This window comes from Flavobacteriales bacterium, from assembly GCA_016699575.1.
In the GTDB taxonomy this organism is placed as follows: Bacteria; Bacteroidota; Bacteroidia; order Flavobacteriales_F; family PHOS-HE28; genus PHOS-HE28.
Genome location: CP064979.1, coordinates 270,656 through 285,676, shown reverse-complemented (window position 1 = coordinate 285,676; position 15,021 = coordinate 270,656). Strand labels below are relative to the sequence as shown.

At 57.5% G+C, this 15,021-nt stretch carries 12 protein-coding genes; 7 read left to right on the top strand and 5 right to left on the bottom strand.

The window, feature by feature from the left end; translation table 11 throughout:
* Positions 1-6: 6 nt before the first annotated feature.
* Both IPJ76_01285 and IPJ76_01280 read right to left on the bottom strand, forming a co-directional pair.
* Positions 7-1,590: a DUF1501 domain-containing protein gene (locus IPJ76_01285; GenBank protein QQR86887.1), complete on the bottom strand. Its 1,584-nt coding sequence runs from the start codon at positions 1,588-1,590 to the stop codon at positions 7-9.
* 15 nt (positions 1,591-1,605) lie between these two features.
* Positions 1,606-3,270, bottom strand: coding sequence for a DUF1800 domain-containing protein (locus IPJ76_01280; protein ID QQR86886.1), 1,665 nt, complete (start codon positions 3,268-3,270; stop codon positions 1,606-1,608).
* A 180-nt stretch (positions 3,271-3,450) separates the two neighbouring features.
* Between IPJ76_01280 and xth the strand changes: the two genes are divergently transcribed.
* The 3 genes from xth to IPJ76_01265 all read left to right on the top strand — a co-directional run bounded on the left by xth (position 3,451) and on the right by IPJ76_01265 (position 6,450).
* On the top strand, positions 3,451-4,212 hold the full coding sequence (gene xth, locus IPJ76_01275) for an exodeoxyribonuclease III (GenBank protein ID QQR86885.1): 762 nt from the start codon (positions 3,451-3,453) through the stop codon (positions 4,210-4,212).
* A 60-nt stretch (positions 4,213-4,272) separates the two neighbouring features.
* A complete protein-coding gene (locus tag IPJ76_01270) occupies positions 4,273-4,680 on the top strand; it encodes a DUF4260 domain-containing protein (GenBank protein QQR86884.1) in 408 nt (135 codons plus the stop codon).
* A gap of 552 nt (positions 4,681-5,232) precedes the next feature.
* On the top strand, positions 5,233-6,450 hold the full coding sequence (locus tag IPJ76_01265) for a hypothetical protein (GenBank protein ID QQR86883.1): 1,218 nt from the start codon (positions 5,233-5,235) through the stop codon (positions 6,448-6,450).
* A 12-nt stretch (positions 6,451-6,462) separates the two neighbouring features.
* On the opposite strand, the gene IPJ76_01260 is transcribed toward IPJ76_01265, so the two are convergent.
* From IPJ76_01260 to IPJ76_01250, 3 genes are all read right to left on the bottom strand, one after another.
* Positions 6,463-7,035, bottom strand: coding sequence for a hypothetical protein (locus IPJ76_01260; protein QQR86882.1), 573 nt, complete (start codon positions 7,033-7,035; stop codon positions 6,463-6,465).
* 48 nt (positions 7,036-7,083) lie between these two features.
* Positions 7,084-8,427 (bottom strand): hypothetical protein, encoded by a 1,344-nt coding sequence (locus IPJ76_01255; protein ID QQR86881.1) that lies wholly within the window; start codon positions 8,425-8,427, stop codon positions 7,084-7,086.
* Between the two features lie 599 nt (positions 8,428-9,026).
* Positions 9,027-9,449: a hypothetical protein gene (locus tag IPJ76_01250; GenBank protein ID QQR86880.1), complete on the bottom strand. Its 423-nt coding sequence runs from the start codon at positions 9,447-9,449 to the stop codon at positions 9,027-9,029.
* A 547-nt stretch (positions 9,450-9,996) separates the two neighbouring features.
* Here IPJ76_01250 and IPJ76_01245 point away from each other — a divergent pair.
* The 4 genes from IPJ76_01245 to IPJ76_01230 all read left to right on the top strand — a co-directional run bounded on the left by IPJ76_01245 (position 9,997) and on the right by IPJ76_01230 (position 15,003).
* Positions 9,997-10,329, top strand: coding sequence for a hypothetical protein (locus IPJ76_01245; GenBank protein QQR86879.1), 333 nt, complete (start codon positions 9,997-9,999; stop codon positions 10,327-10,329).
* A gap of 140 nt (positions 10,330-10,469) precedes the next feature.
* On the top strand, positions 10,470-13,139 hold the full coding sequence (locus IPJ76_01240; GenBank protein QQR86878.1) for an N-6 DNA methylase: 2,670 nt from the start codon (positions 10,470-10,472) through the stop codon (positions 13,137-13,139).
* Positions 13,132-14,409 carry a restriction endonuclease subunit S gene (locus tag IPJ76_01235; protein QQR86877.1) on the top strand — a complete coding sequence of 426 codons (1,278 nt, stop codon included), beginning with the start codon at positions 13,132-13,134 and terminating at the stop codon, positions 14,407-14,409. The genes IPJ76_01240 and IPJ76_01235 overlap by 8 nt, the downstream gene beginning before the upstream one ends.
* Before the next feature lie 12 nt (positions 14,410-14,421).
* Positions 14,422-15,003 carry a hypothetical protein gene (locus IPJ76_01230; protein ID QQR86876.1) on the top strand — a complete coding sequence of 194 codons (582 nt, stop codon included), beginning with the start codon at positions 14,422-14,424 and terminating at the stop codon, positions 15,001-15,003.
* Positions 15,004-15,021 lie beyond the last annotated feature (18 nt).

Sequence of the window (15,021 nt, the reverse complement as noted above, 5' to 3'; positions counted from 1 at the left end):
GTAGCATCACCTCACCTTCACCATGTTCTTCACCTGCTGCACGCGCTCGTTCTGCAGGCGACAGTAGTACACTCCGGCAGGAAGTGGGCCGAGGTCGCAATCGATGGTGTAGCGGCCGGGCGGCATGGTCTCGTTCTTCAACGTTGCCAGCACCTGGCCTTGTTCGTTGTACACCTGCACCATGGCGCGGCCGCCATTGGTGGTGAAGGTGACCGATGTGCGATCGGTGAACGGATTGGGGTACACATCGAGCACACTGGTGCCTGCTTGCTGGTTGGCCTCGTGTATGCCCACGCCCAAGCAGCCCGCGGGATCCACCACGGCCAATGGCTGGTAGGTGTTCAGCAGGATAGCGTCCACCTCGGCGGGCGGCAGGCAGAACCAATCGGTGAGCACGCTGGCGTAGACGCTGCGGAAGTCGTACTGCATGGCCAGGTTGGTGTTCACTCCGGTGTTCGCAGGTATCACCGGATTGGTGCCCAGCATGCCGGGCAGCACCTGTGTGCCGAACATGAACATGGGCAGTGCGCTGCCGTGATCGGTGCCACCGCTGCCGTTGCTCATGATGCGCCGCCCGAACTCGCTGAACGTCATCCCGAGCACCCGGTCTTCGAGGCCCAGCAGGTTCAGGTCGTCCTGGAACGCATGGATGGCATCGCTCACGCCCTTGAGCAGGTTGGCGTGCACACCGATGCTGTGGTCGTTGTCGTTCACCTGCTGTGCATGGGTGTCGAACCCTTGCTCGCTCACCCAATAGATCTTCGTTTTTAATCCGCCGCAGATGAGCTGTGCCACGATCTTCAGCGCTTGGCCCAAAGCGGCCCCGGGCTGTATGCCGGTCGGATAAAGCGTGCTCAAATTGCAACCGCTCTGCGCGGCCGCTTCGATCACATCGCCGTATTCATCGGCTTGGCGCTGCACCGTGCGCAGGAAGTCCAGCTTGGCCCCTTTGCAGTCCGGGGTAATGGGATCCTGGTAGATGTTCCCCACCAGGCTCAACGGATCCTGCGTGTTGTTGATCGCCACGGCCATTGGGATGCCCAAGTGATTGAGCGCCGGCCCCACCGGACCGCCGATGCGGATAGCCAGCGGGTCGGGCATGTCCACGTTGGGGAATCCGTTGGGGTAGTTCGGCCATTCGTTGTTCAAGTAACGACCAGCCCAGCCGCTGTCCAGCACGGTGCTGCTGCCGCTGCCGGTTTCCCAGATGTCGGTGGCGCGGAAGTGCGAGTAGTTGGGGTCGGGGTAGCTGACACCTTGGATGATGCTCAGCTTGCCATCGTCCCAGAGGTTTTTCATGCCGGTCATGCTCGGGTGCAGACCGGTCGCACCGCCAGTACCGCTCAGCACGAGCACATCGGCCTGGTCAATGAGCACGTTGTTGCGGAATTGGCTCAACAGGCTGTACTGGTCGATGGGGATGACGGTGTTGAGGCCGTCGTTGCCACCATAGAGCTGCACCACCACCAGCACCCGGTCTTCGGTGTTGCTTTTCGCCAGCGATGCCAGCATAGGGTTGCTGAAGCCGCGCACGGCCATGCCGCCCACGGTAACTGCGCCACCGGCGCGGAGGAATGATCTGCGATCCATGTGTTGCGTCAGTGGTTAGTGGAGGTGGTATTCGGCCGCGGTCTGCATGTCAAGGAACAACTGCAAGAGGATCAGAGGTACCAGCATGCCGTAAGGGTCAGTGGTGTTGGGGTCCGCACTGTACACCGTCCATGCCTGCATCCAGTAGAGATCGGTCTGCTGCCCGAAGAGCAGGAAGTTGGTCTTCATCTGATCCCGCACGGCTTGCGAGATCGGCGTGGCGAAGAGCAGTTCGCAGGCTTCCGCGATGAGCGCGTTGGGGTCCGTGGGGTTCTGGAACTGCGCAACGAAGTCGGGGAAGTGGATCTTGAAGGTGAGGTTGGCGCTCTGCGGTTCGTAAGTGGTGCTGGGCGTGGATAGGCCGGCGAAGCACACGTAGTCGCTGATGAACTTGCGCAGGGCGTAGTTCGCGGCGTCCATCCACAGCGTGTCGTACTGCGGGAACTGGTGGTAAGCCGGCCAACCCGCCACGTTCGGTGGGTCGCCCAGGGCTTGCCCGGCGTATGCCGCGATGTTGCGGATGTCGAACCAGGTGCTGTACTGTGCCTCCAACTGCGTGTTGTTCGGGAAGGGGAGGCCTAATTGCCGCACCATGCCATAGGTGTAGTCGATCGGGCTCTTCACCATGCAGCCGCGGATGTTGGTGTCGAAGAACTGCGCGCTGGTGAAGAGCGCGTTCAGCACGAAGCTCATCTGCTCCGGGTCGGCGCTGTTGTCCCGGAAGATCTGCGCCAGCGGTTCGATCACGTCGGCCTCCACCGTTGCATCGATATCGCTGTGCACGAAGAAGCGGTAAAGCTCCCGGCAGATGTGCAGGCTCACTTCCTCCTTCAGGAAGATCATGTCCAGCAAAGCGTTCAGTTCCGTTTGTCCACCGTTGGGTCCGGCATCACCCACGATCACTGTGTTGTTGAAGAAGCTGCTGAACTGCTTGTTGCCCGTATCGTGCAGGAACGGGAAATACGTGGTGATGGGCACGATGGGGTTGCCGCCCGATTCCACCAGGATGGTCCATCCTGTCAGCACGCGTGCGGCTTGCTGCACATCGCTCTCCGTGTAGCCGCTCCCCTCGCCAAGGGTGAAGAGCTCCATGAGTTCGCGTGCGTAGTTCTCGTCGGGTGCGAAGGCATTGTTGAGGTAGCCGTTCAGGTAGTAGAGCATGCAAGTGTCCACCGACATGTCGTACATCATCTGCCTGAAGTTCCCCTTCGCGTGCGTGCGCAACAGTTGACTGTACCGGTAGTTGGCCTCGGGAAGAAAGGCGACACTGATCTGGGTAACCAGCGTGTTGTGCCAGAACAATGTCAGCTTTTCGCGCAGGTTGCGGTCCTGGTGGATCATGAGCCCGCTCCACCACTCGATGAAACTGATCATGCGCGAGATGGCCGGATCCGGGTTCACTTCGTTAGGGTCGCGCGGTGTGTTCACCCACGTGGTGCCGTACTGAACCGGTGTGTCGAGCAAGGCCGGGTCCAAGTTGCCGTTGCCGTCATCGGCACTGTAGGCCTTCAGCGGCGGCGTTGTGTTGTTGGTGAAGGTGAGCAGCTCGTCCACTACCTGCTGTAGGGTCATCCCATTGAAGTGGGCCAGGTCGGCCGGCGACACGCCGAAGAGCGTGCGACGCAGCAGGTGGATGAGTTCAGGCCTTCCGAAGGGCCCGGCGTAGGGGGTCAGTGGCATGCGGCGTGGGTTGGTCGGTGCGACACGATCGGTCTTGTAAGGTTCGATCGGGTGAACCGATGAACGCAAATTAGAAGGCCTAACGTGTGCTGCACGTTACCGGACGTTGCGGGTTTTGCACAGCGCTGCCTGCGTTGCCCCCGTGTTCCGCGACCTGTCCGGCGGCTACATTCGGCTCCCATGAAACTCGTCTCCTTCAACGTCAATGGCATCCGCGGTTCCGTGGGCAAGGGCCTGCACAACAGCCTCAAGCTCATGGCGGCCGACATCTTCTGCTTCCAGGAAACCAAAGCCACGCCCGAGCAAGTGGCCGAAGCGCTCAAGGGCGTCAACGGTTACCACGTGCACGCCATCGGCGCGGAGAAACCCGGCTACAGTGGCACAGCGATCATGTGCAAGGAAGCGCCGCAGAGCGTGGCTTTCGGCGTCGGCATCGGGGAGCACGACAAAGAAGGACGCGTCATCACGGCCACGTTCAAGGATCACATCGTGGTGAACACCTACGTGCCCAACAGCGGCCAGGATCTGAAGCGCCTTGGCTATCGGGCAACTTGGGACGAGGCCTTGCGCAACTACCTGGTGAAACTCGCCAGCGGCAAGAAGCCCGTCATTTTCACCGGTGATCTCAATGTGGCCCACCAGCCCATCGACATTGCACGGCCCAAGCCCAATTACAACAAGACCGCGGGTTACATGCAGAGCGAGATCGACGGGATCGCTGCGCTTTTGGATGCGGGTTATGTGGACACCTTCCGGCATATGCACCCCGAAGTGGTGAAGTACAGCTGGTGGAGCCAGCGCTTCGGCGCGCGCGAGAAGAACGTGGGTTGGCGAATCGATTACGTGCTGGTGAGCAAAGGCTTCGAGAAGAAGGTGAAGGATGCGTTCATCCTCAATGAGGTGATGGGGAGCGATCACTGTCCAGTGGGGATCGAATGGTAATGTCATACCGGGTTTTGACTCGGGATCGCGGAACAAGCATGGACATTGATCAAAGCGGCCATGAAAACACTTCTGAAGCTCGAAGAGGCAGCGCAGTTCCTGATCTGCCTGGTCTTGCTGACCTTGTTCAACGCTCCCTGGTGGAACTATCCGTTGCTTCTCATCGGACCCGACGTTGGCATGCTTGGGTACTTGGTGAGCCCACGCGTCGGCGCATTCAGCTACAACCTCTTGCACCATAAAGGTGTCGCCATCGCCTTTTTGCTCATCGCCCTGCCACAGATCTTCGGTGTCTGGCACCCGATTTCCTGGTGGATGAATGAGCTGGACCTGTTCATCGCAGGTATCATCCTCTACGGCCACGCGAGCATGGACCGCATCTTCGGCTATGGACTCAAGTTCGGCGACAACTTCCACCACACCCACTTGGGGTGGATAGGAAAGATGAAGGACCAAGAACGGTCCTGATGGCAGGCTCCGGATGATCGTATGAACAGAGAAGGCCCCGCTTTCGCAGAGCCTTCTTTCACTCAAGTGCCCAGGACTGGATTGGCTTCGCCGGACCAGGTTGGGGCGTGACGTGGATCGAAGCCCGGTCCGCTTCGCGGTCCTTGGGCTTTTTCGTGGACGCCCTCGCTAGAACTGCGCTCGGCTCGGTCGTCCACGAAAAAGCCCCGCCGCATTGCGGCAGGGCTTCCATCATCAAGTGCCCAGGACTGGACTCGAACCAGCACAGCCTTTCGGCCACACGCCCCGCGTTTCCGTAGGGTTTCCGAAGACCTTACCGCGTGAAGGGCCTGCCAATGTTAAGGACTTTTCCCAAGGGAACCCGAGAACCCTTATCCCATCTGCGCTTCCCCTATAGTGGGGGGTGTCTGGATCAGGTCGCAGAAAGCCCCGAATGGGCCAAGATTCTCCCCTGATTCTCCCCCGAAGAGGGGCTCTTTCGCGTTCGTCAATCAAACCTCAGGAGCAGGCATGCACATACTCACGGTGTCTCTGGAACCTCGGCAGGACGGGATGGCCATGGTGAAGGTCTACCTCAACGGGCTCTCGCCGATCCGCGAAGGCAACAGGATGAAATACCAGCGTTTGCGCTTCAATGCAGGGATGATCCCCGCCAAGAACTGGGACCCGATCCTGTGCCGTCCATCCGCTGCCTTTTCCAAACGGGATGGGGGAACCCTTCACCGCTCCATCGACTTCATCTGCCTGAACCTTCAGAGGGCCTACGCTGAGACGCCCATGAAGACGGCCGCCGCTGTCCGCAAGCGATATGATGAACTGCTTGGCAAGGGTGTACTTGTGCAACGGAAGAGCACGCTGCTGCTCGACGTGGTAGAAGGCTGGAGGAAGCGGGATGACCGCGATGCCCACACGATTCACACTTACACGGTCTTCGGGAGGAAGGTCGAAGAATACGAGCGTAACCAAGGGACACGCCTTGATCTGGCTGATTTAACTGCGGATGACCTCGTGCGCTTTCTCAAGTGGGTGCAGAGCACCTATAGCCTCTCGCCAAATACAATGGCCACGCAGAACAAGTTCGTGAACATGGCCCTGCGAGAAATGAGGGACCACGGTGTGGCCGTTCCCAAGAGCGTCAAGATGCACTCCTTCGTAACGCCGAAGGTTGAGGTCCTTGACTGGAATGAGGTTGCACGGATCCAAGCCTGCGAACCTGATAGCCGTACCGAGGTCACAGCCAAGCTCATTTTGATTGGACTTCTGACGAGTGGGGTCAGGATATCGGATACCTACTTGTACTTCCGCAGCATGGCGAAGCGTAACGGGATCCTCTGTGCTGATTTCATCTGTTCCAAGAACGCCAAGAGGCACCCAGTCACAGTAGGGCCGATCGTGTTCGAGCCCGTGCGAGCGCTGCTCCAGCAATACGGGGAGCCTGCTCGGATTAGCGAGAAGCACATTCGGTCGTCTACCAAGGACTTCGTGCAAAAGGCGGGCATCCAGAAGGCTATTCAGGTTCATTCATTGCGCCGTTCGTTCGTCTCCAACTTCCTTGCACTGGGTATCCACGATCACTTGCTCATGAAGTGCAATACGGGGCATGTGCTGAAGGGCGAACTGGGCGGCGGTGGAGGTCGAGGCATGCTCCACAGCTACAATCATGGCGGAATGACGATCGCTCAGCGCACCATGATCCAGATGCTGCGACTGGTCGATCAGAAGCAGACCGCAGGTATCGAGTTGCTCTCACCGGCGGTCTGTGATTTCTAACCCTGCTTCTACTTAGAAGGGGATATCGTCATCCGCGACCTCTGCAACCTCCTCGTCCTTCTTGGCTGTCATAGCTTCTTTGCTTTCCCCGTTGATCATGTATTCGATATCCTTCTTCATCAGCAATGCGCGGAGCAGAATCTCATCGACGTGTTCCTTGCCATTTGCGGCGAGTAGGGTGGCCGCGAGGTATGATGTGGCACAAACGATGGTGCTGCTTAGGTCCGGATTTGGCGATTGGGTTGAACGGGCAGCGACACGTTCAAGAGACACGGGTTGATTAGTGGCAATGACCTCTCGCCGACGCTCTAAATCCTGAGGGGTTATGTTCTGGGGCGGAGTGACCTCGATCTTCCAGATCATTTTTCCGTGGCACTCTTTGGGAACAAGGTCATAGTGTCGCACTACATTCAAGGGGTAGTTCTTTTCGAGGCTGCGTTGGTCCCTTGCCCATATTTGACCTTTTAGGCCTTCGGCCGTTTCTGCCTCGCATCGTAGGCCTTTGATCTTGCCTCCATTTAAGTTGACGGAGCCGATTACTTGGACCTTGACGATCTTGAGCAGTTGTTTCTCTTTTCTTTCCATGGTTCTGTATGTGTTGGATGTTCGATTGGTATTGCTTGATGGCGATGGTCACGAAATGCACCGTGCAAGGAGAACGACACGCACCGCAGGGAGTGGGAACATGAAGCGCTCGATCCTTCCAGCGAGGATTTTGCCGCTGGCCAGCCTATCCTCTGGGAGGACGGTCGCTTCGGCCTGTATGGGCCGCGCTTCCGCCCTCGTTCGGTGATTGTGATCGATGATGCCCCTGAACTGCCTCGCGTGTCTTTCAACGGTCCTGAGCGGGATCCCTGTGCCTTCCATGATCATCCTGTTCGTGAGCTTCTTCTCGCTCGTATACCCCTCGATGAACTGGTAGATCCGCGCTGCGGTCTGTTCACCCTTGGCTTGGTTCATCTTTCTCCGAGCCTCGCTCTGTTTCTCCCTTGGAGACTTCTTGATCCGTGGATTGAACAGGAACGTGCGCTTCACGTTTGGGTAAGCGGGGTACCGATTCAAGAACACCTTCTTGGTGATGGCGGTAATCTCCTCCGCTCCCATGCGAGGTTCGCAGCGTTCATCGAGCTTCCGACCAAGGGCGTTCAGGCTGGGGAGGGATAGAAAGGGATTGAGGTGAAGGATCCTGATCAGGTTCCGGAACACGAACGCATTCCTGTCACCTGCCTTGATCTTTCTGTACGAACGCTCGACCTGAACGAGCATCACCCCGTTCGGGAAGTAGAGATAGGGTGTATCCTGATCCTCATTCGTGAAGAATCTGTCGATGTCGGAGAATCGGAGACCGCCGTCCTTCCCCATACCTGCTTTTTCTGAGTTCTTTTTTTTAGGAGTGGGTGGCGGTGTTGCATAGGACTGAGTGGCGGTGAGGTGAGAGAGGTCAAGGGGCGGAGCTTCCCAATTCACGAATGCGTCATCATCGATCGAGATGAACGTTGGTCTCGTGCGGGTGAAGCAACTTGGATCAAAGCGATAACCATGAAAGCTGAAGGGGGCAAAGTGGTCCCGCAACGAAGACCAGTTGCGGTCCTCAATGCCCCTTGTATGTATCAGGATTCCAAGGCCCCTACCTCCGGATGATCTCCAGCACATCAGCACCGAAGGGAAGGACATCAGGATTTCCTGTTTCACGACATCGAAGTGATCCGGATGGATCTTGTCCACATCAAGGAACAGGAAGGGGTTGAATGAGATGACATCCCTATTCTTCTTTCCGCCATTCGTGCGGACGTTGAACAGAACTATCGGGAGAGTCTTCTTGAGCGTATTGTACTCGACTGATCCCTGCTCATGGAGCCGTAGTTCATCGATCGTGTCCCTTAGATGGGACATCCTGAGGAAGTCACCAAGGGCGATCGTTTCTGTGCTGTGCGTTCTCGTTACTGAGTTGTAGTACTGGATCTGTGAATCTTTCATCGCAATAAACGGCGAAGGGTGATCGCGAGTCGGGAGGCCGCCCCTCCTTTCTCGCTTTCACCCTCCGTGGGATTACTGCGGTGAATTGATCGTCATACGGGCGGCGTCATGGCGATCTTCCATACAAAGTGTTTGTTCGAGATGAGGTCGGGCGTTGGCGTCCCCGCCAAAGGGGAAAGCCAACGGATCGACCGTTACTCGTGCTCCTGAATCAGTTGTATGACAAGAGCCGCAGCCCTTGTGTGATCGGCGCGGAATCCAGTGGATTCCGATGATGCACAATCACCTCCTTGGTGCGAATATACGAAGACGCGATGCGAGAACCTATGGTTCGGAGAAAAAATATCGTCAGCGATCACGCGGCTGAGTTTGTCCTGATGGGATCGGCATGCAGACGTTGGGCGATGCGATGCCCGTCCTACCCTTGACAACGCAAACTATCGTGGGTTGAACGTGAAGGGGCTGGTTGATCACGCTTCAAACAAGCCCCTAGTTCATGCGCATGCGAGCGTGGGAAGCGATGATCTGATGCCCTTCAGCCTCTGTCTCACTGCCATAGCGATGGCGCGGCCCATGGCAGTACGAAGCCCCTATTGAGTTCAAGCAGCCTTTGGCTTGGTCGGTGTGCTGCGACTGTCCACGGTTTTCATCCACCGATAGTGGGCCAATATGGTGCTGTACGCGGAATCCTCTTGCTCGTGGAGCTTGAACAGATAGTTGGCTGAACTCGTCCGTAACGAACCGTTGCCATGGACGCTGACCAACGCACAGATCTCGCGAAGGATGGTGGCATGTGGATCTCTGCCCATCGCGAATGCGATGATTGTGTTCTGCTCGGGAATGTGAGCAAGCGTGAGGGTACGGGCCATCAGATCGGCCATCTCCTTCCGGTAGATCTTGGAGAGAAAGAGCCTGACCGCGTTGCGCAGATCTGGGATAGTGCCCTTCTCGGACTCCACGAGCATCATGGGCCCGCTCCAGCACCTTCCGTTCAAGCAGCGGTCATCATCATCTGGGGGCATTTGTGGCTTCATCGTTCTCCACTCTAAATAGTCCCACTTCCACCCATGGGTTGGATCCGATCCCGAAAAACTGGAGCGAAAAATTTGCGACGGGTAGGGGCTTCCTTGGATAGGGCCTTGGTTTACCGGCTTATTATCGATACGGGCAGATCAAGCCCTTGATTAGGCCCCGTGATCTGGGCCTAAATCAAGGTCCTATCGCAGCACTCGCTGCAAAGCCCTTGAAACCTTTTCGCGCGGATCACGTACGATAAAAAGCGTGCTCGCCGCATCGATGGAGTCACCAATGCAGCTTATACAAGTTGCAACGTGATCATCGGGACAAGGGTTACGGTACGCCGATGTTGGGGATGAAACACCGCCCGTCCGCAGCATCGCCACCACAGGCGGGCAGTACTGTGAAGCCGTGTTATCGGGGAGAACACCCCCGTCTACTCCATCGAATGCTGGAGGGACACGGACCGCTGCATTCAACAAGGCGCATGAGCGTTACACCTGCCCGCTCTTGTGTCTCCAGCAACGGCAGGGAACACTTCAGAATTGCCACATGAACAACAAACAACTCAAGACGAACACGATAACGGAGATCTATCTCCATCAGTTCCTTCTGGCCGTGAGAACACCACACTACGTTGCGATGACACAGAACATAGCCATGATCGGACGAGACACTGCGGAGATGCCATTCGCCTTTGACTTCGCAAGGTTCTGGGAGACCAAAACTGCATCGCTGTCCAGCATGATGGAGGACATCTGGCATATGTGTTTGGATCATATCGAGGAGAACCCGAAGGCTGTGGTAACGGTAGCAGACGCAGAGGACATGTATGTGTTCTCGTTCGGGGATCTGCCCATGCTTCGCGCTGGGGCAGCCAACTGACCGAGCGTACCCAAGGGTACCTCAGCGCTGCATCCTGTTGAGGCCGAGGCCGCCTCCGTTCCCAAGACGGTTGGCGGCTTTGGCGTGACATGTCGGGAGGGTTTGAGACTTAGGGACAACCGGCGGTACTTTGAGCCCGCATGTCTGACAAGAAACTCACCCTTCCGCGTCTCGAACGCCTCCTCTTCACCGCCTGCGACATCCTGCGGGGGAAGATGGATGCCAGCGAGTACAAGGAATTCATCTTCGGGATGCTCTTCCTCAAGCGCCTCAGCGATCAGTTTGATGCTGATCGCGATGCGCTGCGGGCGAAGTACGAGAAGCAGGGACTTTCCAAGGACCTCATCGAACAGCAACTGACCAATCCCGACAAGTACGACTTCTACATCCCCGAGGACGGTCACTGGGACAAGGTGAAGCACCTGAAGACGAACGTTGGTAGCGGCCTGAACATCGCTTTGGCTGCTATCGAGGAAGCCAATCCGGATACGCTCCAGTTCGTGTTGAAGGACCGCATCAACTTCAACCGGCGCATCGGTCAGCGGACGTTGACGGATGAGGTTTTGGTGGACTTCATCGATCACTTCGCCAAGATCAGGTTGACCAACGCCGACTTCGAGTTCCCTGATCTGCTCGGAGCCAGCTACGAGTACCTCATCAAGTACTTCGCTGACTCCGCAGGAAAGAAGGGCGGCGAATTCTACACACCAGCCGAGGTCGTGCGCCTGATGGTCCAGTTGCTGGAACCGCAGGAAGGCATGAGCGTTTACGACCCCACCTGCGGATCTGGTGGCATGCTCATCCAAAGCTGGCAGTATGTGCAGGAGGTCGGTGGTGATCCGCGCAATCTCTCACTCGCAGGACAGGAGGACAATGGCGGGACATGGTCCATCTGCAAGATGAACATGATCCTGCACGGCGTGTTGAGCAGCAGCATTGAACAGGGAGATACGCTCAAGGAACCGAAGCACATCGAGCCCAATGGCGAGCTGCGGAGCTTCGATCGTGTGATCGCCAATCCGCCCTTCTCGCAGAACTACAAGCGCGAGGGCATGAAGCACACGGGCCGCTTCCATACGTGGATGCCCGAAAGCGGCAAGAAGGCCGACCTGATGTTCGTGCAGCACATGATGAGCAGCCTGAAAGCCGATGGGCGCATGGCGGTGGTTATGCCGCACGGTGTGCTCTTCCGTGGCGGAGAAGAGAGGAATGCCCGTGAACGGTTCGTGCGCCGTGGCCTGCTCGAAGCAGTGATCGGTCTACCGCCAGGTCTATTCTATGGGACAGGCATCCCCGCTTGCATCCTCGTGGTGAACAAGGCTGGTGCGCAAGAGCGGGATGGCGTGCTCTTCGTGAACGCCGACCGCGAATACCGCGAAGGCAAGGCCCAGAACAGTCTTCGCCCAGAGGACATCGAGAAGATCACGCAAGTGGTCGCCGGTCGTGTCCCCGTGACGAAATACAGTCGGGTGGTGCCCATTACCGAACTGGAGATCGAGGACTTCAACCTCAACATCCGTCGGTACGTGGACAACAGTCCTCCACCCGAGCCACATGATGTGCGGGCCCACCTCCACGGTGGCATTCCAGTGGCCGAGGTGGAAGCTCTCCAGCACTACTGGAGCAACTACGCGGGACTGAAGGAGGCCCTCTTCATCGCACGTCCCGATGGCAAATACATGGACTTCGTGCCAGCGATCACGGACAAGTCTGGGATCAAACGGACCATTGAGGAGGCGGCTGGCGTGCAGGCGCGGGCGAAGGAGTTGCGCGATGCGTTGAACGCTTGGTGGACGAAGCACCGGCCCAAGCTCGAAGCATTGCCCACCACCGGCAACGTGTTCGAGTTGCGGCGGGCCTTCATGGATAGCATCGCCCAAGCGCTGGTGCCGCTCGACTTCCTCGACATCCACAAGGTGCGGGGAGCCTTGGCCAGCTATACCAAGAAGCTGGAGGCTGATCTGAAGAGCGTTGCCGCCAGTGGATGGGGCGCTGAACTCATCCCTGAGGACGACATCCTGAAGAGCCAGTTCCCCGACATCCTCACCAAGTTGGAAGTGGACCGTGCGCGGGTGGCGGAGTTGAACGCCTTGTTCGCTGCGGCCGATGACGAGGAGGCTGAGGTGGATGAGGAAAGTGGCGTGTTGCCCAGCGCTAGTGTGAAGGACCTGAAGGCCGAGCTGAAGACGGCCAAGGGCGATGCCAAGGATGTGAAGAAGGTGAAGGAAGCATTGAGCGGCTTGCACAAGCTGCTGGCCGAACTCGGACGGCCGCTTCCGAACCGGATCACCAGCTACCACCGCGACTTTACAGCCGAAGGGTTCAGCGCTGCGGTCGTGTCACGCTTCCTTGACCATGCCTTTGGCGCTACGTTGGAGCCCAGCCCCGAGGACCCACCCGTGCTGAAACCGTTGGTGGATGACTTGGAGCGGCTCACGAAAGAGGTGAGCGTCAGCTACCGACGTGTGAACGAGATCGAGACCCAATTGGAACGCCACAAAGCGCTTGAGCAGGAGTTGAAGGAACTGAAGTCTGGCATTAAGGCCACCGAGAAGCAGACCGATGAACTTGTCGAAGCTGCACGGGCGAAGATCAACGACGCCGAGGCCAAGCGGTTGATCTTGGAACGACTGGAGGTTGTGCTGATCGAGGAATACGACACATACGTGCGCCAGTATCGACAAGCCTGCACCGCTGCGGTCCAGAAGCTACTGGCGAAGTATAATGTCACCGCTCATTCAACTATCAAGACTCGGGATGAGCTAGTAGAGAAACTCAACGACTACTTGGTGGCATTGGGCTATGAGTAACTGGGAATCCATTCTGCTCGGGCAGGCGTGTGACATTCTTGACAACCAGCGTGTGCCGTTAAACGATGAGCAACGCTTTTCGATGGTAGGTGATGTACCCTACTATGGAGCCAACGGTGTGGTGGACCACATCGACCGCTTCATGTTCAACGAGCCGCTGATATTGTTGGCGGAGGACGGAGGCAACTTTGATGAACATGAGACACGACCTATTGCCTATCGCATTGATGGAAAGAGCTGGGTTAACAATCATGCTCACGTGTTGCGGGCCAAGTCCGAGTTCGAGCAGGACTTTGTCTTCTACGCACTACAGCACAAGGACATCAGATCGTTCATCAAGGGGGGAACACGAACCAAGCTGAACCAATCAGACCTCCGCGCTATCAGGTTCGAGTACCCGAGTGACCGTGACATACAGCGCACCATCGCTCGCATCCTCGGAACCATGGATGCCCTCATCGAGCAGACCGAAGCACTGATCGAGAAGCAGCGCCAGATCAAGCAGGGCATGCTGCATGACCTCTTCACCCGTGGCGTGGATGCCAGCGGCCAGTTGCGGCCACCTCAGCACGAGGCACCGGAACTCTACAAAGAGACCAAGCTGGGGTGGGTGCCGAAGGATTGGGAGCAGAAGACACTGAACGAGGTCAAGCAATTCATCACGAGTGGATCGCGTGGCTGGGCGGCCTACTATGCCGATGAAGGCGCTTTGTTCATTCGCATCGGCAACCTCAGCCGTGACCACATCAACTTCCGCTGGGAGGATGTCCAGTACGTGGTTCCGCCCATGGGCAGTGAGGGAAGTCGCACGGCGGTCGAGGCAGGTGACTTGCTCATTTCAATCACTGCCGATCTAGGAATAACCGCCGTTGTTCCTGCGGGCATGGGTGAGGCTTATGTGAACCAGCACATCGCATTGGTACGTCTGGACCCGAGTGCGACGAATCCTCGGTGGGTCGGTATGTACTTGGCCGGTGAGAATGGCGTCACACAGTTCCAGCGGCTGAACGATGCGGGAACCAAGGCAGGGCTCAATCTTCCGACAGTAGGAGCGCTGCGCTTCGCGAATCCACCCCGCGATGAACGTGACCATATCGTGGGCCTCATCGATGCTCAGGATGCGCTCATAGCTGAGGAGACAGCGAACCATAGCAAGCTCCTATCCATGAAAGCAGGCCTCATGCAAGACCTCTTAACTGGTCGCGTGCCGGTGGATCATCTCGTTGAATCCATGAACGAGAAGGTGGCCACGGTCGCCAACCCGAGCTAAAGCGCAACGAACATGAGCAACAAGGTTCTCACAGGGCTTCTCATCGTGGCGGGTGTGATCATCTTCTTCCTCGCCATTGATAACGTGGAGAAGGAGAAGAAGCTGGCAGCACTGCGTCGCGAGATCGAACGGAATAAGGAGTTGGGTAAGCAGTTGCAGAAGATGCTGCTGGACCTGATCGAGCAGAACAAGACGGTGAACCCTGCCTTGGCCAATGAACTCACCCAGATCATCACGCTGTTGAGCGTGCAACAGGACACTACGGCCCTGATGAAGCTGGCCAAGGTGATCGAGAACCTGCTCAAGGAGCTTTACGAGAAGGACGAGGAGTTCCTTGCCAAGATGAAGGAGACAAAGCGCCGCAAGCCCGTCTTCGCCGACTACCTCGACCACGCCTATGCCAAGAAGGTCGTGTCCAAGGAGGACTACCACCTGCTCTCCGTGCTGCGGGAGATCCGCAACGAGGAAGCCCACGAGAACGGCGTTCGCAAGGAGGTCACGCGCATGGCAGCCGCGTTCGTTGCTGGCGTGAGCGTGGCGATGATGCTCTGCAAGAAGTTGAAGAGGACGACTGTTGAACCGAGTGCGCTGTGATGGATGGCCAGCAGCAAC

What these genes read in the sequence shown, in the direction of transcription:
- IPJ76_01285 (QQR86887.1), bottom strand. Translation starts at nt 1,590, where the DNA reads ATGGATCGCAGATCATTCCTCCGCGCCGGTGGCGCAGTTACCGTGGGC.
- IPJ76_01280 (QQR86886.1), bottom strand. Translation starts at nt 3,270, where the DNA reads ATGCCACTGACCCCCTACGCCGGGCCCTTCGGAAGGCCTGAACTCATC.
- xth (QQR86885.1), top strand. Translation starts at nt 3,451, where the DNA reads ATGAAACTCGTCTCCTTCAACGTCAATGGCATCCGCGGTTCCGTGGGC.
- IPJ76_01270 (QQR86884.1), top strand. Translation starts at nt 4,273, where the DNA reads ATGAAAACACTTCTGAAGCTCGAAGAGGCAGCGCAGTTCCTGATCTGC.
- IPJ76_01265 (QQR86883.1), top strand. Translation starts at nt 5,233, where the DNA reads ATGGCCATGGTGAAGGTCTACCTCAACGGGCTCTCGCCGATCCGCGAA.
- IPJ76_01260 (QQR86882.1), bottom strand. Translation starts at nt 7,035, where the DNA reads ATGGAAAGAAAAGAGAAACAACTGCTCAAGATCGTCAAGGTCCAAGTA.
- IPJ76_01255 (QQR86881.1), bottom strand. Translation starts at nt 8,427, where the DNA reads ATGAAAGATTCACAGATCCAGTACTACAACTCAGTAACGAGAACGCAC.
- IPJ76_01250 (QQR86880.1), bottom strand. Translation starts at nt 9,449, where the DNA reads ATGCCCCCAGATGATGATGACCGCTGCTTGAACGGAAGGTGCTGGAGC.
- IPJ76_01245 (QQR86879.1), top strand. Translation starts at nt 9,997, where the DNA reads ATGAACAACAAACAACTCAAGACGAACACGATAACGGAGATCTATCTC.
- IPJ76_01240 (QQR86878.1), top strand. Translation starts at nt 10,470, where the DNA reads ATGTCTGACAAGAAACTCACCCTTCCGCGTCTCGAACGCCTCCTCTTC.
- IPJ76_01235 (QQR86877.1), top strand. Translation starts at nt 13,132, where the DNA reads ATGAGTAACTGGGAATCCATTCTGCTCGGGCAGGCGTGTGACATTCTT.
- IPJ76_01230 (QQR86876.1), top strand. Translation starts at nt 14,422, where the DNA reads ATGAGCAACAAGGTTCTCACAGGGCTTCTCATCGTGGCGGGTGTGATC.